Below are 18517 nucleotides of genomic sequence, written 5' to 3'. Positions count from 1 at the left end.
CGGGGCCGGAAATACCGCTTCTCCATCGATCGTGAGCCGATGTCCTTCCTCGTCTTTCTACGCGACAATATGCGCTGGCTCGCCGGCGGCTTCCTGCTCACCTTCTTCTCCTCCTTCGGCCAGACCTTCTTCATCTCGCTCTCGGCCGGCGAGGTCCGGCGCGAGTACGGGCTGTCGCACGGGGATTTCGGCCTGATCTACATGCTGGCGACGCTCGGCAGTGCGCTGACGCTGCCGAAGCTCGGGCAGGTGGTGGATCGGCACTCGGCCCGGACGGTTGCGCTCTTCGTCATGCCGATGCTGGCCTTGGCCTCGGTGATGATGTCCCTCTCGCACCACGTCGTCCTTCTGGCACTCAGCATCTACATGCTGCGGCTGTTCGGGCAGGGCATGATGACGCACAACGCGATGACGGCGATGGCGCGGTGGTTCGCGGCGCAGCGCGGCCGCGCCGTGTCGGTCACGACCCTCGGCCACAATGCCGGCGAGGCGATCTTTCCGCTGCTGTTCGTTCTCGTCGCGGGCCTCGTCGGCTGGCGGAACTCGTGGCTGGCGGCTGCGGCCGTGCTCATGCTCGTGGCGCTGCCGGCCGTCGCGGGGCTGATCGCGGTCGAGCGGGCGCCGCGCGCCTCCGACCCGACGTCGACCAGACCTGCCGCGCGGGACTGGACGCGGGCTGAAGTGCTCGGCGACCCTCTGTTCTACCTGCTGCTGATGGGGGTGATGGCGCCCGGCTTCATCGGAACCACGATCTTCTTCCACCAGGTCTACCTCGTGGAGCTGCGCGGCTGGTCGATCGAGTTCTTCGCCGGGTCCTTCACCTTCATGGCGGCGATGACCATCACCTTCGCGCTGATCGCCGGGCAGCTGATCGACCGCTTCTCGGCGGTTTCGCTGCTGCCGAGCTTCCTCGTGCCGCTCGGGCTGTCCTGCCTGGTGCTCGGCCTGATGGATGCGCAGTGGAGCGTCTTCGTCTTCATGGCTCTGCTCGGCGTCTCCTACGGTTTCTCCTCGACGCTGTTCGGTTCGCTGTGGCCGGAGATCTACGGGCTGAAGCATCTCGGATCGATCCGGGCGGTGATGGTGGCCATTCTCGTCTTCGCGACGGCCATGGGTCCGGGCCTGACCGGATACCTGATCGACGCCGGCATCGCGCTGCCGGCGCAGGTCGTCGCCATGGGCCTCTACTGCCTCGCAATGGTTGTGGTGATGAGCCTCGTGACGCGCAGGCTGCATCGGCGTAGCTTGCAAGGGAATCATGCTTCGGATACCTCGCGCCCATGACAGTCACCGTCCGCTTCGCCCCTTCGCCGACCGGCCAGATCCACATCGGCAACGCCCGAACGGCACTGTTCAACTGGCTGTTCGCGCTGAAGAATCGCGGGCGTTTCATCCTGCGCTTCGACGACACGGACGTGGAGCGGTCCAGGCAGGAATATGCCGATCAGACGCTCTATGATCTCCACTGGCTCAACATCTTTCCCGACGCGGTGGAGTACCAGTCGCGGCGCGGCGCTTCACACGCGCGGGCGGTGGAGCGGTTGAAGCAGAGCGGGGTGCTCTATCCCTGCTACGAGACGCCCGAGGAACTCGACCTCAAGCGCAAGATCCGCCTGTCGCGGAAGCTTCCGCCGATCTACGGCCGGGAGGGGCTCGCCTACTCGGCGAAGGACAGGGCCGCCTTCGAGGCGGAGGGCCGGCGGGCGCACTGGCGGTTCCGGCTGCCGAACTTCCGCCGCGACCCCTTCGATCCGGTGCGCACCCTGGTGAGCTGGACCGACGTGGTGCGGGGACCGGAGACGGTGGACATCGGTTCGCTGTCCGACCCGATCCTGGTGCGCGAGGACGGGACCTATCTCTACACGCTGCCCTCCGTCGTCGACGACATCGAACTCGGCGTCACCCACGTGATCCGCGGCGACGACCATGTGACCAACACCGGCGTGCAGATCGCCCTGTTCCAGGCGCTCGGCGCCACCGTGCCGGACTTCGGGCACCACAACCTCCTGACGACGGCGAGCGGCGAGGGGCTGTCGAAGCGGACGGGCGCGCTGTCGATCCGCAGCCTGCGCGAGAGCGGGCTGGAACCGATGTCGATCGCGTCGCTGGCCGTACTGACGGGGACTTCGGAGAACGTGGTTCCGGAGGGCGACATGATGAAGCTCGCCGAGCGCTTCGAGCCGACGGCGACGTCGCGCTCGGCGGCCAAGTTCGATCCGGACGACCTGACGGGCCTCAACCGCGCCCTCCTGCAGGCGATGACGTTCGAAAAGGTCAGCAACCGGCTCGTCGCCTATGGCGTCATGGGCGAGAAGGCCGAGGCCTTCTGGACGGCGATCCGGGGCAATCTCGACCGGCTGCAGGACGTGACGGCGTGGTGGAAGATCGTGACGGTGAAGCCGGAACCCGGCCCCGGGTTCGGCGCGGAGGACGTCGCCTTCCTGCGCGAGGCCTTCGACCTCCTGCCCGAGGAGCCTTGGGACGGGGGCACGTTCAAGGCCTGGACGACGGCCGTGCGCGAGAAGACGGGACGCAAGGGCAAGGCGCTGTTCATGCCGCTGCGCCTGGCGCTCACCGGACGAGACCAGGGGCCGGAGCTTGCAGACCTGCTTCCGCTTCTTGGTCGGGAAGGAACGCTGGCCCGACGACCCTGATGCGCCGCTCGCCGGCGGGCGCGGCCGCACCGGTCGACGCCGTCGACCGATCTTCGGTCGACGCCGCCGGCGCGGGGTCGGGCGTCGATGCCGCGACGATGGCGAGAATGGCGGCGCGGTCGAGGCCGCCGTCGCTGTTGGCGAGGCTCTCCGGATCCATGGCCGGGTCGGGGCGAGGCCGCGGCAGCGGGACCATCGCCGTCTCCGGCGGGGTCTCGCCGGCGGGATCGGCCGGGGCCGAATGGTCGCCGGCGATGACGGCGAAGTTGCGCGGCGCGCCGCAGCCGCAGGTTTCGGGACGGACGTAGCCGGCCTGGCGGTAGCGGAAGGCGGTCGGCAGGGCGGTGTAAGGAACGCCCGACAGCGAGACCATCCGGTCCGCCTCCTCGTCCGGAGTCCGGTGGACGTAGAGTTCGACCTCCGTTCCCGGGCACTGCGCCTGGCAGGCCGCCGCGTCGCGGCCGAGTTCGTCGGCCGAGCTGGAATAGGCGACCGGGAAGAAATAGCCGTCGCAGGTGCGCACGCAGAGCGTCCTGAACGTTCCCGCAAAGCGCGGCCGGATCTCGATGCGGCTGCCGTTCTGGATGACGATGCGCTGGCGCTCGCGATCCTCGTCGGCGGGTGCGCGGACGAAGTCGTCGGGCCGCCGCTGCTCGATACCGCCGCCGAACAGGCGGTCGAGGAAGGAGGGGCCGCCCCGCGCCCGCGCGGCGCCGTCGCGGACGTCTGCCCTCGTGTCGCGGCAGCCATTGGCGTCGAGCGAGGCCATGATGCGCGCCCGCGCGGCGGAGCCGTCACGGCCGCCGCCGGAAACCTGGCGGGACTTGCGCTGCAGGCTGGCCAGGTTGGCGTTCATGCGCTGCAGGGTGGAGCGGAGCGACGGGCAGGCCTGGCCGGACCCATTGCCGAAGAAGCCCGAGCAGCCCGCACGGCGCAGCTGTGTCTCGACGCGGTCGATCTGGCGCAGCTGGTCGCCGATCGCCTTCTCGTACTGGCGCGCCCGGGCGGGCGAACCGCCGGTGCTTCCGGCGCGGGCGAGCTGGCCCTCGAGGTCGCGGCAGAGGCGCGACGATGCGGCGGCGTCCGAGACGGCAAGAGGGCCTAAGGCCGCAAGGACGACGGCGAGCATCGTGCCGCGCAACGCCCTCCGTGCCGTCGCTGCCATCGCCATCCTCGCCGATCCCGTCCGTCCCGAAGCGCTCCGTACTCTAGCCCGCCATGGTTAAACCTTCGTTCGCCGGCTGCGCCGAAGCCGACTGGGAGGCTTCGACGACCGACAGCGCCGTCATGTTGACGACGCCGCGCGAGGTCACCGACGGGGTGAGGATGTGGGCGGGCCGGGCGGTGCCGAGCAGGATCGGGCCGACATGCAGCGCCTCCGTCAGCGCCTTGACCGTGGTCAGCGCGATGTTGGCGGCGTCGAGGGTCGGGAAGACGAGCAGGTTGGCCTCGTCCTTGAGCTTGGAATGCGGGTAGACCCGGTTGCGCAGCACGGCCGACAGCGCCGAATCGCCGTGCATCTCGCCATCGGCCTCGAGGTCGGGCGCCATCTGCGCGAGGAGGGCGGCGGCGCGGCGCATCTTCAGCGTGCTCGGCGTGTCGCGCGAGCCGAAATTGGAGAGCGACAGCAGGGCGGCCCTGGGCTCGATGCCGAAGCGGCGGATCTCTTCGGCGGCGAGCAGCGTCATCTCGGCGATCTCCTCGGCGGTCGGATCGACCGAGACGTAGGTATCGGTGAAGAAGGTGACGCCGCGCTGCATGATCAGCATCGACAGGGCGGAGAGGTCGCGCACGCCCGCGCGCCGACCGACGATCAGGTCGACGTTGCGCAGGTGCCGCTCGAACCGGCCCTCGAGCCCGCAGATCATCGCGTCGGCCTCGCCGCGCACCAGCGCCAGTGCCGCGATGACGGTGGTGTTGGTGCGCACCATGGTGCGGGCCGCCTCCTGGGTGACGCCGCGGCGGCCGGCAAGCTGGATCAGGTGGTCGACATAGCCGCGGTAGCGCGGATCGTCTTCCGGATTGACCAGGTCGAAGTCGACGCCCGGCCGGACCTTGAGGCCGTAGCGGCGCAGGCGGGTCTCCACGACGCTCGGCCGGCCGATCAGGATCGGGCGGGCGATCCCTTCCTCCAGCACCACCTGGGCGGCGCGCAGCACGCGCTCGTCCTCGCCGTCGGCATAGATGACGCGGCGGGCCGTGGCGGTTCGGGCGGCCGAGAAGACCGGCTTCATGACGAGCCCCGAGCGGAAGACGAAGCGGGTCAGCCGGTCGATGTAGTGGGCCATGTCGGCGATCGGCCGGGTGGCGACGCCGCTGTCGCAGGCGGCCTTGGCGACGGCCGGCGCGATGCGCAGGATCAGCCGCGGGTCGAAGGGCGAGGGGATCAGGAAGTCCGGGCCGAAGGTCGGCGTCTCGGTGGCGTAGGCGCGGGCCGCGACGTCGGACGGTTCCTCGCGGGCAAGGGCTGCGATGGCGCGCACGGCGGCCATCTTCATCTCCTCGTTGATCGCGGTGGCGCCGACGTCGAGCGCGCCGCGGAAGATGTAGGGGAAGCAGAGCACGTTGTTGACCTGGTTGGGGAAATCCGACCGGCCGGTGCAGATCATCGCGTCGGGACGGGCCGCGCGCGCAAGCTCGGGCATGATCTCTGGCACCGGGTTGGCGAGCGCCAGGATCAGCGGGTTCTGCGCCATGTCGGCGAGCAGTTCGGGCTTCAGCACGCCCGCCGCGGACAGGCCGAGAAAGACGTCGGCGCCGCCGATGACGTCGGCCAGCGTGCGGGCGTTGGTGTCCTTGACGTAGGGGTCCTTCCAGCGGTCCATCTCGTCGACGCGGCCCTTGTGGGCGACGCCGAAGCGGTCGGTGACCCAGATGTTCTCGCGCCTTGCGCCGAGGGAGACGAGCAGGTTGAGGCAGGCGAGGGCGGCGGCGCCCGCGCCCGAGGTGACGATCTTGACCTCGCCCAGATCCTTGCCCGCCAGTTCCATCGCGTTCAGCACGGCGGCGGCGACGATGATGGCGGTGCCGTGCTGGTCGTCGTGGAAGACGGGGATGTTCATCGTCGCCTTCAGCCGCTCCTCGACCTCGAAGCATTCGGGCGCCTTGATGTCCTCCAGGTTGATGCCGCCGAAGGTGGGCTCGAGGGCGGCCACGGTGGAGACCATGGCCTCGATGCCGGGGGCATCGATCTCGATGTCGAAGACGTCGATGCCGGCGAACTTCTTGAACAGCACCGCCTTGCCCTCCATCACCGGCTTCGACGCCAGCGGGCCGATGTTGCCGAGGCCGAGCACGGCCGAGCCGTTGGAGACGACGCCGACGAGATTGGCGCGGGCGGTGTAGAGCGCGGCCGCAGCCGGATCGTCGGCGATGGCCAGGCATGGTGCCGCGACGCCCGGGGAGTAAGCCAGCGCCAGGTCGCGCTGGTTGCCGAGCGGCTTGGTGGCCTGGATCTCCAGCTTGCCGGGCTCCGGATAGCGGTGGAAGAAGAGCGCGGCCTCGTCGAGATCGGAGAGGGCGGGCTTGGGCGACTGGTGATCCATGGTGAACGGTTCCGCATCCTGGCCTGGCGAGTGGACCGGTTTAGCATGGCGGCCGCGGATTTCGAGGCCGTGACGGCGGAAACTGTTTCGCCCGCGCGCGCATCCGCGGCCGGTCAGCCATCGGCGAGCCGCTGCAGTGCGATGGCGCCGTGAGGCGCGCGGATCTTGCCCTCGTGGATGACGTAGACGAAGACGTCGCGCGGCCGCTTTTCCACCCGTGCCGCCGGATCGGCGAGCGGCAGGTCGTCGGGCACGCCGCCCTTGGCCCAGATGCGGGCGCGGCGCGCCCAGGCCTCGAGTTCGTCCGGCGGGTAGGCGGTGGGCACGTCGTCATCGCCGCGCTGCAGCCGCGCATAGACGAAACCGGCGGTGACGTCGGCGATCTCGGGATAGTCGAAATGATGCGCGTAGCAGATCGCGGCACCGTGCTTTCGGGCCAGCGCGACGAAGGCCGGGTCGACGAAACTTGCGTGGCGCACCTCCAGCACGTGGCGCAGCTCGAGGCCGGCATGGGTCTGCGGCAGGAGGGCGAGAAAGGCTTCGAAATCCTCCGGCTCGAACTTTTTCGTCGGGGCGAACTGCCAGACGATCGGCCCGAGCTTCGGCCCCAGCTCCTCGATGCCCTGGGCGAAGAACTTTTCCATCGACTCGCCCGCCGAGGCGAGAACCTTCTTGTTGGTGACGAAGCGGTTGCCCTTGAGGGAAAAGACGAAGCCGTCGGGCGCCTCTGCCGCCCATTTGGCGAAGGTTTCCGGCGTCTGGCCGCGGTAGTAGGTGCCGTTGACCTCGATGGTCGGCACCTGGCGCGAAGCGAATTCGAGCTGCTTCTTCTTCGGCAGGTCGGCCGGATAGAAGCTGCCCTCCCAGGGCTCGAAGGTCCAGCCGCCGAAGCCGGCGCGGATGGTTCCGGACTGCATGGGGTCGTCTCCTGGTTGAACCGGGCCAGCCTGCGCGGCCGGCCGGCGCTTGTCCACCCGATCGCGGCGGGCTGCTGACAGGCGCAAGGGCATGCGGATGCGACCGCCGGCGGACGGGATCCGGGCGATGCGTGGCGACGGCGCCGTGGCGGAGGTTCGCGCCGACCCCCTCACTATCTCGGGCTTCGCCCGGGCCACATCTCCCCCCCGATGGGGGAGAGGAAACACGCTCGGGGGGCGTCATCCGGGCCGATTGAAGCTGCATGCGCCGCCGCCCCCTCCCGTCGTCATCCCGGAACGGCGTCCGCGCGCAGCGCAGGACGACGTATCCGGGATCCATGCCTCGGCGCCGGTCGTCGAGCGAGACGATGGAGAAGGAAACGACCGGGTCGTCTGCGTCGTCCCGTCTTTCGGCGACCGGCGAGGCATGGATCCCGGATACGCGTCGCCTCGCTTCGCTCGACGGCGCGTTCCGGGATGACGAAGGCGAGGGGAACGGCCTCCAGCCCCTCGTAATCAGCGCCCGTCCCGATTCGGCCAGCCCGCGTGACACGTCATTCCGGGGCCGCGCAGCGGAACCCGGAATCCAGAGTGGTGACCGAGGCGGAAACGCGCGTGGCTCGTGCCCCGCCATCGGGCGTCGGCGCGCTGGAATCCGGGTTCCGCCGCGCGGCCCCGGAATGACGCCGATGAGGGAGTTCGCGCGCTTGCCAGCCTGCAGTCGCCCGAACCCAACGGAGTTGTTGACGAAGGCGAGGGGTGCCGGCGGAGACGAGGACCCTCGGGCGCCGTCGCAGCGGTTCGCGCCCACCCCCTCACCGTCGCGGACACGCCCGGGCCACCTGTCCCCGCGCCGGGGGGCGAGGATTAGCGCTCGGGCGGCTCAGGACAGGGCGAAGACGTCCGCGCGCTCGACGAGGAGGTCGCGGAAGAGCTGGGCGCGGCGGGAGAGCCAGCGGGCGTCGGGGTAGACGACGTGGATGGGCAGCGACGGCACCGGGTGGTCGGGCAGAAGGCGCACGAGGCGGCCCTCGGCGAGAGGCGCGGCGGCGCACCAGTCGGGCAGGACGGCGATGCCCAGACCCTCCAGCGCCGCGAGCGTCATGACGTCGGCATCGTCGCAGGTCATGGCGGGCACGAGGTCGACGACGTGGCGGCCGGTCTCGGCCTCGAAGGTCCACTGGTTCTTCTGCGACAGCCGCGAATAGGTGATGCAGGGCAGGCGGCGCAGGTCGTCGGGCAGCATGGGCGCGGCGTGGCGGGCAAGCAGCGACGGCGCGGCGACGAGCAGCCGCCGCGTGGTGCCGACGCGGCGCGCCACCAGCGAGCTCGGGCTCAGCACGCCGATGCGGATGGCGAGTTCCATGCCGGTCTCGACCAGATCGGCGAACTGCTCCGAATAGTTCACGTCCAGCCGCACGTCCGGATAGCGGCGGACATATTCGGCGAATATCGGCGCGAAGAAATGGCGGCCGAAGGAGGTGGGCACCGACATGCGCAGCGTGCCGGAGGGCTTGCCGACGCGGTCGGGACCCGCGCCGGCGCTCTGGTAGAGGGCGACGACCTCGCGAGCGAGCTTCAGCACGCGGTCGGCCTCCGGTGTCGGGCGGACCCTGCGGGTGGTGCGCACGAAGAGGCGGCAGCCGAACTCAGCCTCCAGCAGCGCGATGCGCTTCGAGATGGCCGGCTGGCCGAGGCCCATGTCGTCAGCGGCCTGGGTGAAGGAGCCCGCCTCCATGACGCGGATGAAGGTCTGCAGCGCGTCGATGCGGTCCATCATTCCTCGCTGGAATGGGTCATATTCCGTTCATTCCGTATACGAGCTGCCGCGGCCGGTCTAGCCTGCGCATGCTCTGGGAGGAGGAACGGACATGGAGAAGTCTATCGGCATCGTGGGCGCCGGCATCGGCGGCCTGCACCTGGCCCTGTATCTGCAGAAGAACGGCATCGACGCCACGGTGCTGACCGACCGCGCGCCGGAACAGTATGCGTCGTCGCGGCTGATGAACACGGTGGCGCATCACGCGGTGACCATCGCACGGGAGGACGAACTCGGCGTCAACCACTGGGACGACCCGGCGGTGATCTACCACCACCACGACCATTTCTTCAATTTTCCGGATGGCGGGCTTCTGTTTCGCGGCACCTTCGAGCGGCCGAGCCGGGCGGTCGACTACCGGCTCTACCTGCCGGCGCTGATGAAGGATTTCGTGGATCGCGGCGGGCGCATCGAATATGTCAGCATCCAGGACGACGACGTGCCGGCGCTGGTGTCGCGTTTCGACCTCCTGGTGGTCTCGACCGGCAAGGGCGCGCTCGGGCGGATGTTCGAGCACCGGCCGGAACTGTCGCCCTACAGCCAGCCGCAGCGGCTGCTCTGCGTGGGGCTCTACGACGGTGTCGACCATGGCAGCCCCGACGGCGCCGACCCGCGCGGCGTGACGCTGTCGGTCTCGCCGGGCCATGGCGAGATGATCGTGATCCCGACGCTCTCCTTCGGCGGCATGAAGACCGCGCTCCTGATGGAGAACGTGCCCGGCGGCGAGATGGCGGGGCTCGCCTCGTTGAACCACGACGCCGACCCGGCGGCGTTCCGCCAGACGATCCTCGACACGCTGGAGAAGCACCATCCGCACACCTACGACCGGATCGACACGCACCGCTTCGGCCTGGCGCAGCCGCTCGACCTGCTGCAGGGCGCGGTGGTGCCGACGGTGCGCAGGAGCGCGGTGGCCTTCGACGGCGACCGGTTCGCGATCGCGCTCGGCGACGTGCACGCCGTGGTGGACCCGCTGATGGGGCAGGGCGCCAACATGGCCTCCTTCGCCGCCTTCGAACTCGGCAAGGCGATCGTCGAGGCGGTGGCCTTCGACGCGCGCTTCGTGGAGGCGGTGGACCGGGCGCGCGAGAACCGGGTGCTGGCGGCCTCGTCCTGGACCAATCTGATGCTGCGGCCGCCCTCGGAGGCGATGGGCCGGCTGATCTTTTCCATGGCGCAGGACCGGGCGCTGTGCGACGAATTCACCGACAATTTCAACTATCCGGAACGGCAGTGGGACCGGCTGGCGAGCGACCGGCGCATCCATGCCTGGATCGACGAGCGCAGCCGCATCGCCGCCTGACCGGGCACCGTCTCCCGCCGCCGCCACGGCGGCGGGGAGGCGGCACGACCCCGCAGAGCCTCAAAGGAAAAGACCATGCACTGCCTGACCGTCCTCTATCCCGCTCCCGCCGACCCGCAGGCCTTCAAGGCCTATTACGAGGGAACGCACCTGCCGCTGGCCGCCGGGCTGCCCGGCCTGCTGCGCAGCCACCACGCCTTTCCCGAGCAGATGGGGCCGGGCGAGGCGCCGTTCTGCATCTTCCAGGCCTATTTCGCCGATGAAGCCGCGATGGGCGCCGCGCTCGGCTCCGAGCTCGGGGCGAAGGTGGCGGCGGACGTGCCGAACTATTCGCCGCGCGGCGCCACGCTCTGCCATTTCGCGGTGGACGCCGGCTGATGCGGGCGGACCCGGCAGCCTTCCGGGCGGCGGCGGCGCGCTTCGCCACCGGCGTGACCGTGGTGGCGAGCCTGGGTCCGGACGCGGCGCCGGTGGCGATGACGGCCAACAGCTTCACCACCGTCTCGACCCGCCCGCCGACCGTGCTCGTTTCGCTGATGCCCGGCCGGACCTTCCAGGCCGTGAAGGAGACCGGGCGCTACGCCGTCAGCGTGCTGGCGGCGCAGGACCTGGCCGTGTGCAGCCACTTCGCCGGACGGGCGATGGCCGGGCGCGGGCCGCAGGCGAGCGAGGCGCTGAAAGCGCCTGGGGCGACCGACCTCGTGGAGCGCGACGGGTTCTTCGTGCTGCCGCAGGCGCTGGCGCAGTTCGCCTGCGAGGTGGTGCGGATGATCGAGGTGGCCGACCACGCGCTGTTCGTGGCCGAGGTGGCCTGGTGCCGACACAGCGACGGAGCACCGCTCGCCTTCCATGCCAGCCGCTTTCGCCACGGGCTGGGCGCGGAGATCCGGCCCGTCGAAGTGGCGGCCTATCCGGCGGATGCGTGGGCGATCTGACGAGGCGGGGGACGGTGGCGCGACCTTCGAGGCAGACCCGCCGAGGTCGACGGTCCGTCGTCGAACGTCGTGCGGGCTCGCGCCTCGGGATGAGCAACGCGGGTGCCCGGCGACGAGGATCGGGCTACCCCGGATGGAAGGCCGGGAGGCTCGGCGGACCGGCGCGGCGGCGGATCAGGGCGCCTTGGCGCGCAACAGCGTGTTCTGGACGTCGCCCTCGACCTGGTCGATCACCACGAGCCGCACCGGCCCGGTGCCGACGGCGCTGCCCTGGTGCCAGGTGTCGATCATCTCGACGATGAAGTCGCCGGCACGGTAGGTGGTGGCGGCGCCGGTCTCGACATTGGTGACGAGGAGTTCGCCCGCGAGCACGTAGGCGTAGCGCGCGGACGGATGCTTGTGGACGGGCAGCGTCGCCCCGGGCGCGATCTCGAACAGCGAAGCGACGACGCGCGCGTCCGTGCGCGGCAGCACGATCGGCTGGCCGGCCGCCGTGACGTTCGTGCTGGCGAGCGGCGTGACGACGACCGGCGGACGGGCCGCGTCGTCGAGGGCGCGGGCCGGGCCGCAGGCAAGCGCGGCTGCGGCGAGGACGCCGAGCGCGGTCGTGAGTTTTCGCATGTCTTCCTCCGTCCCGATTCGGGCTCGGACCATGCTGCGCGCTGGTCGCCGGGGCTGCAACGGGCGGGTGACCGGAATGGTTGACGAGAGGTTGCGGCGGTTCGCCCGCGCCGGCGCCGGGCGAGCCGCCAGGCGCGGGCGCAGAGGGTTCCGTCGCGGGCGGATAGAGGTTCGGAGCGCGTGTTTGCAAGCCACGGGTCCCTGCGGTAACGAGCTGGGGCGCGAGGCGGAGCGGGGCGGATCGGCCGCGGTCGGCACGTCGCGGATGACCGCCCGGAGCCGCCCGACGCATGCCCGCATCCATGTTCAGCAGCCCGATGCTCCAGCAGGTCGTCCTCGCCGCGCTGCTGGCGGGCGTGCTGGCGCTGCTCGGCCCCTGGTGGGCGGTCTACGACCTGCATGTCGACGAAGGCTTCAACCTCGCCAAGGCGGCGGCGGTAGCGGAAGGCCATGCCCTCTACCGGGAGGTCTGGAACGACCAGCCGCCGCTCCTGACCTACGTCCTGAGCGCGGTCCACCGGCTTGTCCCGCATTCGGTCGCGGCCGCGCGCATCGTCGTGCTGCTCTTTTCGCTGGTGCTGGTGACGAGCCTGTTCCGGGTCGTGCTGCGCGCGGAGGGCCGCTTCGCGGCCTGGACGGCAGCGCTGCTGCTCACGAGCTGCGGCTTCTTCCTCCAGCTCGGCGTTTCGGTCCTGATCGGGCTGCCGGCCATCGCGCTGGCGATGCTCTCCATCGACCTCGCGACGGCAGGCGGACGGCGGCGTCGGTTGCTCGCCTTCCTGGCCGGGGCGGCCTTCGCGGCGGCGGTGTTCACCAAGGCCTTCGCGATGATCGCGCTGCCGGCGCTGGTGGCGGCGCTCTGGCAGGCCCGGCGGCGCGACGGCGCCGATGCGCCGGCGCCGTGGGCCCATGCGATCGGCGGCAGCGCCCTGGTGTCGGCTGCGATGCTTGCCGGCATGGGCGGGTTCGCGGCCGACCAGCTTCTCGGAACGCATGTCGACGCGCGGGGTCTTGAAGCGCTGCGGCACCAGGGCGGTCCGTCGCGGCTGGTCTCGCTGGCATGGAAACTGGCACCGGCGCCTCTCGCCTTCGCGCTCCTGTTCGGGCTCGGCGCGTTCCGGATGCGCCCCGGCTCGTCGCTGCTGCTGCCGGTGATCTGGATCGCCTCGGCGGCGCTGCTCCTGTCCACCCACAACCCGCTGCGCGATCACCAGGTGCTCATCCTGATCGTGCCGCTCTGCTGGCTCGGCGGCATCGGCTTCAAGAGCCTGTTTCGTCCGGGCGAACGGCTGCCGCTCGGCGATTTCATGCTCGGCAATCGCGACCGACGCATCGTGGCCGCGTCGGCGGCGCTGCTCCTGGCCGGCGGGGCGGTGCTCGCGGTCGAGGTGGCGCGGGATCTCGCCGCGGCGCAGCGCTATCTCGACCCGGCGCCGACGCTCGGCGAGCAGATGGCGCGCGAGAGGCTGGGGCTGCTCGCCGGCACGACGCGGACGCTGGTGACCGACCGGCCGATCGACGCCTACCGGCACGGGCTGTCGGTACCGCCGGAGCTGGCGGTCTGGTCGCTGAAGCGCCTGCAGACGGGCGCTGTGACCGACGACGACGTGATCGCCGCGATCGCCGCCCATCCCGGCGCGGCGGTGTTGCTGCGCCGCTTCGCCCATTCACCGGACTTCTTGCGGCGGATCGGTGCCCTCGTGCCGCCGGTGACGACGGCGAGCGACCGCCTGTCGTCGTCCTCGTTCCACTATTTCCAGTCCGTGCACGCGGTGGGGCCGCTCGAGCAGGCGATCCTGCCGGGGCTGCCCATGCTGATGGCCGACGGGATCGGCGGGCTCGATGGCCCGGGCGGCGGACGCGTGTCGCGGCCGTCCTCCGACCACAGGCTGCCGCCGGGCGCGATCGTCGCCCGGCCGCCCGGCTCGGCCCAGGAACTCGGCGCCTGTCTCGTCGCCGCGGCACGCGCGGCCGACAGCGCGACGCTCGCCGCCGAGGCGCTCGGCGTCGGGCGGGCGCTCGCCTGTGCGCAGACCCAAGGCGGCGGCTGGCAGGAGGCGACGGGCGGCACAGCGCTCTGCGACAGCGCCGACTTCCGGCGGCCAGACGACGCGCATGCCACGTTCGACGACGGAACCGTTCCCTCGGCGCTGCTCTTCGCCTTCGCGCTCGAAGACCTGCTCGCCGAGCGGGGCGTCGCGCCGCCGCGCTGGCTGACGATGATGGTCGACCGCGCGCTCGGCTTCGTCCTCGGCACGCAGCGCCCGGACGGAAGCTGGCCGCAGTCGCTCGAAGCGGGGCGCTACCACGGCCATGCGACGCTCAACGACGACGCCATGACCGGCCTGGTCCGCATCCTGCTCGTCGGCCATGAACGGCGGGGCGGGGAGCGCTACCGCGCGGCGGCGATGCGCGGCGGCGATTTCCTGCTCGCGGTGCAGGGCGATGCGCGCCAGCCGGCCTTCGCGCAGCAGTATCGCGACGGGCTGCCGACCGCGGCGCGCCGCTTCGAACCCGCGGCCTATTCGACGCTGGAGACGGCGTTTGCGGTCAACACGCTGATCGACCTCCATCTGACGACCGGCGAGATGCGCTTTCGCGACGGGGCCGCGGCGGCGGCAGGGTGGCTGGCCGACAGCGCCGTGGCGCCGGCGACCTGGGCGCGGCTGCATGCGATCGGCACCAACCGTCCCGTCTATGCGCGGCGCGACGGGACGGTCGTGGAGAGGCTGGAGGACCTGCCTGCCGAGGAGCGGGCGAGCTATCGCTGGCAGGGCGGGCGCGACGTCTTTCCCGAGATCGGCCACGCCCTCGACCGGATCGCGCTGCTGGCTGAGGGCGCGGAGGCGGTGCGCGCCTACGACCGCCGCCTCCGCGCCTCGGCGCTGCTGGCCGACGCGCCGACGGCGCGGCTGTGGCTCGACCCGGCCGCAGCGGCCGGCTCCCCGGGCGAAGACGGCTCGACCCGCGCCTTCGCGCAGCGCTGCGCGGGGCTGGTGGCGGCGGAGAAGTAGGGAGACGACAGCAGGGGTTCGTCTGCTCGTCCCCCGACGCCTGGCACGACATGGTGCGCGGCGGCGGGGTGATCAGCGGTCTTCTCGATCGACCTTCGGCTGCGCGACGGTCGAAAGCGAGGCCAGTCGTATGAGCTCACCGTCCCCGCAGGGGCCGGGCGGGTTGCCCGTCAAGACACCCTGGTCATCTCGAACACGTCCCCGTGCTGCGCCGCGCCCACGATGTCGCGTCGGCGCAGGGCCTGTCGGACCTCGTCGAGCTTGAGCGCGTCCGCGGCCGAGAGGTACGGACCCCAGCCGGTCCGGTCGTCGGGCTCGTAGATGAGTTCGACCGGAACCCTGGCGACGAGGCCGTCTTCCTCGACGAGTCTCGTCACCCGTTCACGCCTCGCGTCGGCTCGTGGAGTGCTCATCCCACTTGTCCTTGTCGGGCAGGTACACCGTCACGAGGACGGCATGGACCGCAGTGTCGTCCATCATACCCCAAACGGCATGGATGGTGCCAGCCGACAGGACGTGCCGGGCGAGAAATGACGGTCCCATGCGTCCCGTCACATAGATTTCGACGACGGTCCATGCCGGAACGCTCGCCAGAACGTCCGAAAACAGGATGCCTCGTTCGCTCAACCGTCCCTGTGCATGATCGGAAACCCTGACCCTGCCGGCCTCGATACGCGCGCGTATCCGGTCGGCGAGGTCGTCCATCTCACTCGGCCGCCGCCTTCTTTCCCACCGGCCGGCGCTCGAGCAGCTCCTTCAGGAACGCGCCGGTGTGGCTGCGCGGCTCCTTCACGACGTCCTCCGGCCGTCCGACGGCGACGAGTTCCCCGCCGCCGTCGCCGCCTTCGGGGCCGAGGTCGAGGATCCAGTCGGCGGTCTTGATGACTTCGAGATTGTGCTCGATGACGACGACGGTGTTGCCCTGGTCGACCAGTTCGTGGAGCACTTCGAGGAGCTTGGCGACGTCGTGGAAGTGCAGGCCGGTGGTGGGCTCGTCGAGGATGTAGAGGGTCTTGCCGGTGGCTTTTCGCGACAGTTCCTTGGCGAGCTTGATGCGCTGCGCCTCGCCGCCCGACAGCGTGGTGGCCTGCTGGCCGACGTGGATGTAGCCGAGGCCGACCTTGGCCAGCGTCTCCAGCTTGTCGCGCACGGCAGGGACGGCGGCGAAGAACTCCGCACCTTCCTCGACGGTCATGTCCAGCACGTCGGCGATCGACTTGCCCTTGAAGGTGACGTCGAGCGTCTCGCGGTTGTAGCGCTTGCCGTGGCAGACGTCGCAGGTGACGTAGACGTCGGGCAGGAAGTGCATCTCGATCTTGATGACGCCGTCGCCCTGGCAGGCCTCGCAGCGGCCGCCCTTGACGTTGAAGGAGAAGCGGCCGGGCTGGTAGCCGCGCGCCTTCGCCTCCGGCAGGCCGGCGAACCAGTCGCGGATGGGCGTGAAGGCGCCGGTGTAGGTGGCGGGGTTGGAGCGCGGCGTTCTGCCGATCGGCGACTGGTCGATGTCGATGACCTTGTCGAGGAATTCGAGCCCGTCGATGCGGTCGTGCTCGGCCGGATGCTCGCGCGCGCCCATGATGCGGCGCGAGGCGGCCTTGAACAGGGTCTCGATCAGGAAGGTGGACTTGCCGCCGCCCGAGACGCCGGTGACGCAGGTGAAGGTGCCGAGCGGGATCTCGGCGGTGACGCCGCGCAGATTGTTGCCGCGGGCATTGACGACCTTGAGCCGGCGGCCCTTCTTCATCGGCCGGCGCTCGGCCGGCAGCGGGATCGACAGCGCGCCGGAGAGATATTGCCCGGTGAGCGATTTCGGATTGGCCATGATCTCGGCCGGCGTGCCCTCGGCGACCACCCGGCCGCCATGGATGCCCGCCGCCGGCCCCATGTCGACGACGTAGTCGGCGGTGCGGACGGCGTCCTCGTCGTGCTCGACGACGATCACCGTGTTGCCGATGTCGCGCAGGTGCTTCAGCGTGTCGAGCAGGCGGGCATTGTCGCGCTGGTGCAGGCCGATCGACGGCTCGTCCAGCACGTAGAGCACGCCGGTCAGGCCGGAGCCGATCTGCGAGGCGAGCCGGATGCGCTGGCTCTCGCCGCCCGACAGCGTGCCGGAATTGCGCGACAGGGCCAGGTAGTCGAGCCCGACGTCGTTGAGGAAGCGCAGCCGCTCGCGGATCTCCTTCAGGATGCGCACCGCGATCTCGTTCTGCTTGGCGTTCATCTGCGCGGGCAGCGCCTCGAACCAGGCGCCGGCATTGCGGATCGACAGCGCCGTGACTTCGCCGATGTGCTTTCCCGCGATCTTCACCGCAAGCGCCTCGGGCTTAAGGCGGTAGCCGTTGCAGGCCGGGCAGGGGGTGGCCGACATGTAGCGCTCGATCTCCTCGCGGCTCCAGGCCGACTCGGTCTCCTTCCAGCGCCGCTCGAGATTGGGGATCACACCCTCGAAGGTCTTCGAGGTCTTGTAGGAGCGCATGCCGTCGTCATAGGCGAAGGCGATCTGCTTCGACCCGGTGCCGTGGAGGATGGCGTTGCGCGCCGGCTCGGGCAGGTCGCTCCAGCGGTCGCCGAGCTTGAAGCCGTAGGCCCTGCCGAGCGCCTCCAGCGTCTGCACGTAATAGGGCGAGGAGGAGCGCGCCCAGGGGGCGACCGCGCCGTCGCGCAGGGACAGGGTCTCGTCGGGGATGACGAGGGCCGGATCGATGGCGCGCTGGCTGCCGAGCCCGTCGCAGGTGGGGCAGGCGCCGAAGGGATTGTTGAAGGAGAAGAGTCGCGGCTCGATCTCGGAGATGGTGAAGCCGGAGACCGGGCAGGCGAATTTCTCCGAGAAGAGAATGCGCTCGTGGGTGTCGTTGAGCGACTTGTTGGCGCCGCCGCCCTCCGCGGTCTCCTCCGGCGGCAGCGGCCGGTCGGCGAACTCGGCCACCGCGAGCCCCTCGGCCAGCCGGAGCGCCGTCTCCAGCGAATCGGCGAGGCGGGCGGCGATGTCGCCGCGGACGACGAGGCGGTCGACGACGATGTCGATGTCGTGCTTGTACTTCTTGTCGAGCGCCGGGGCCTCGGCGATCTCGTAAAACTGGCCGTCGATCTTGACGCGCTGGAACCCCTTGCGCTGCAGTTCGGCGAGTTCCTTGCGGTATTCGCCCTTGCGGCCGCGCACGATGGGCGCGAGCACGTAGAGGCGGGTGCCTTCCTCCAGCGCCAGCACCCGGTCGACCATCTGCGACACGGTCTGGCTCTCGATCGGCAGGCCGGTGGCCGGCGAATAGGGCACGCCGACGCGGGCGAAGAGCAGGCGCATGTAGTCGTAGATCTCGGTGACCGTGCCGACCGTGGAGCGCGGGTTCTTCGACGTCGTCTTCTGCTCGATGGAGATGGCCGGCGACAGGCCGTCGATCTGGTCGACGTCGGGCTTCTGCATCATCTCCAGGAACTGGCGCGCATAGGCCGACAGGCTTTCGACATAGCGACGCTGCCCCTCGGCATAGATCGTGTCGAAGGCGAGCGAGGATTTTCCCGAGCCCGACAGGCCGGTCATCACCGTGAGACTGTCGCGCGGGATGTCGAGGTCGACGTTCTTGAGATTGTGCTCGCGCGCGCCGCGGATCGAAATGAACTTGTGGTCGGCCATGGCCGGTTCGCCGCCTCGTGCTCGATGGGGGAGGGCGCTGGGACAACTGTCCGCGCCGTCCACATGTAGGATCGATCG

The 18517-nt window shown here is 70.3% G+C and carries 14 protein-coding genes; 6 read left to right on the top strand and 8 right to left on the bottom strand.

All coding sequences use genetic code 11. The features are described 5' to 3' along the window. The first annotated feature begins 39 nt into the window (after positions 1–39). Both IAI54_RS07870 and IAI54_RS07865 read left to right on the top strand, forming a co-directional pair. Positions 40–1284, top strand: coding sequence for an MFS transporter (locus tag IAI54_RS07870; protein ID WP_187971821.1), 1245 nt, complete (start codon positions 40–42; stop codon positions 1282–1284). After that, positions 1281–2654, top strand: a complete 1374-nt coding sequence (locus IAI54_RS07865) for a glutamate--tRNA ligase (protein WP_187971820.1) — start codon at positions 1281–1283, stop codon at positions 2652–2654. Before IAI54_RS07870 ends, IAI54_RS07865 begins: the two co-directional genes overlap by 4 nt. Here the strand turns inward: IAI54_RS07865 and IAI54_RS07860 are convergent. From IAI54_RS07860 to IAI54_RS07845, 4 genes are all read right to left on the bottom strand, one after another. Beyond that, positions 2572–3819, bottom strand: coding sequence for a DUF2865 domain-containing protein (locus IAI54_RS07860; RefSeq protein WP_187971819.1), 1248 nt, complete (start codon positions 3817–3819; stop codon positions 2572–2574). The genes IAI54_RS07865 and IAI54_RS07860 overlap by 83 nt on opposite strands. Before the next feature lie 43 nt (positions 3820–3862). Beyond that, a complete protein-coding gene (locus tag IAI54_RS07855; protein WP_187971818.1) occupies positions 3863–6199 on the bottom strand; it encodes an NADP-dependent malic enzyme in 2337 nt (778 codons plus the stop codon). Between the two features lie 113 nt (positions 6200–6312). Continuing rightward, complete coding sequence (locus tag IAI54_RS07850; protein WP_187971817.1) at positions 6313–7116, bottom strand: DUF72 domain-containing protein; 804 nt, start codon at positions 7114–7116, stop codon at positions 6313–6315. Positions 7117–7999: 883 nt separating this feature from the next. After that, entirely contained in the window at positions 8000–8893 is an 894-nt protein-coding gene (locus tag IAI54_RS07845; protein ID WP_187971816.1) for a LysR family transcriptional regulator, read from the bottom strand. Between the two features lie 94 nt (positions 8894–8987). Between IAI54_RS07845 and styA the strand changes: the two genes are divergently transcribed. From styA to IAI54_RS07830, 3 genes are all read left to right on the top strand, one after another. After that, positions 8988–10238, top strand: a complete 1251-nt coding sequence (gene styA / locus IAI54_RS07840; protein ID WP_187971815.1) for a styrene monooxygenase subunit StyA — start codon at positions 8988–8990, stop codon at positions 10236–10238. Between the two features lie 75 nt (positions 10239–10313). Continuing rightward, a complete protein-coding gene (locus tag IAI54_RS07835) occupies positions 10314–10616 on the top strand; it encodes an EthD family reductase (protein ID WP_187971814.1) in 303 nt (100 codons plus the stop codon). Next, complete coding sequence (locus IAI54_RS07830; RefSeq protein WP_187971813.1) at positions 10616–11173, top strand: flavin reductase family protein; 558 nt, start codon at positions 10616–10618, stop codon at positions 11171–11173. The genes IAI54_RS07835 and IAI54_RS07830 overlap by 1 nt, the downstream gene beginning before the upstream one ends. Before the next feature lie 174 nt (positions 11174–11347). Here IAI54_RS07830 and IAI54_RS07825 read toward each other — a convergent pair whose 3' ends face one another. Next, a complete protein-coding gene (locus IAI54_RS07825; RefSeq protein WP_187971812.1) occupies positions 11348–11794 on the bottom strand; it encodes a cupin domain-containing protein in 447 nt (148 codons plus the stop codon). Positions 11795–12084: 290 nt separating this feature from the next. On the opposite strand from IAI54_RS07825, the gene IAI54_RS07820 reads away from it, so the two are divergent. After that, positions 12085–14808, top strand: a complete 2724-nt coding sequence (locus IAI54_RS07820; protein WP_187971811.1) for a pectate lyase — start codon at positions 12085–12087, stop codon at positions 14806–14808. 170 nt (positions 14809–14978) lie between these two features. On the opposite strand, the gene IAI54_RS07815 is transcribed toward IAI54_RS07820, so the two are convergent. From IAI54_RS07815 to uvrA, 3 genes are read right to left on the bottom strand one after another with little or no spacing between them, the layout of a single operon-like run. Then, entirely contained in the window at positions 14979–15185 is a 207-nt protein-coding gene (locus IAI54_RS07815; RefSeq protein ID WP_210321223.1) for a hypothetical protein, read from the bottom strand. Positions 15186–15189: 4 nt separating this feature from the next. Further along, on the bottom strand, positions 15190–15513 hold the full coding sequence (locus IAI54_RS07810; protein WP_187971809.1) for a DUF4258 domain-containing protein: 324 nt from the start codon (positions 15511–15513) through the stop codon (positions 15190–15192). A 1-nt stretch (position 15514) separates the two neighbouring features. Further along, positions 15515–18439, bottom strand: a complete 2925-nt coding sequence (gene uvrA / locus IAI54_RS07805) for an excinuclease ABC subunit UvrA (RefSeq protein WP_187971808.1) — start codon at positions 18437–18439, stop codon at positions 15515–15517. Positions 18440–18517 lie beyond the last annotated feature (78 nt).

Origin of the sequence: Aquibium microcysteis, assembly GCF_014495845.1 — a bacterium.
Lineage (GTDB): Bacteria > Pseudomonadota > Alphaproteobacteria > Rhizobiales > Rhizobiaceae > Aquibium > Aquibium microcysteis.
This window is presented reverse-complemented; position numbering and strand designations above follow the sequence as displayed.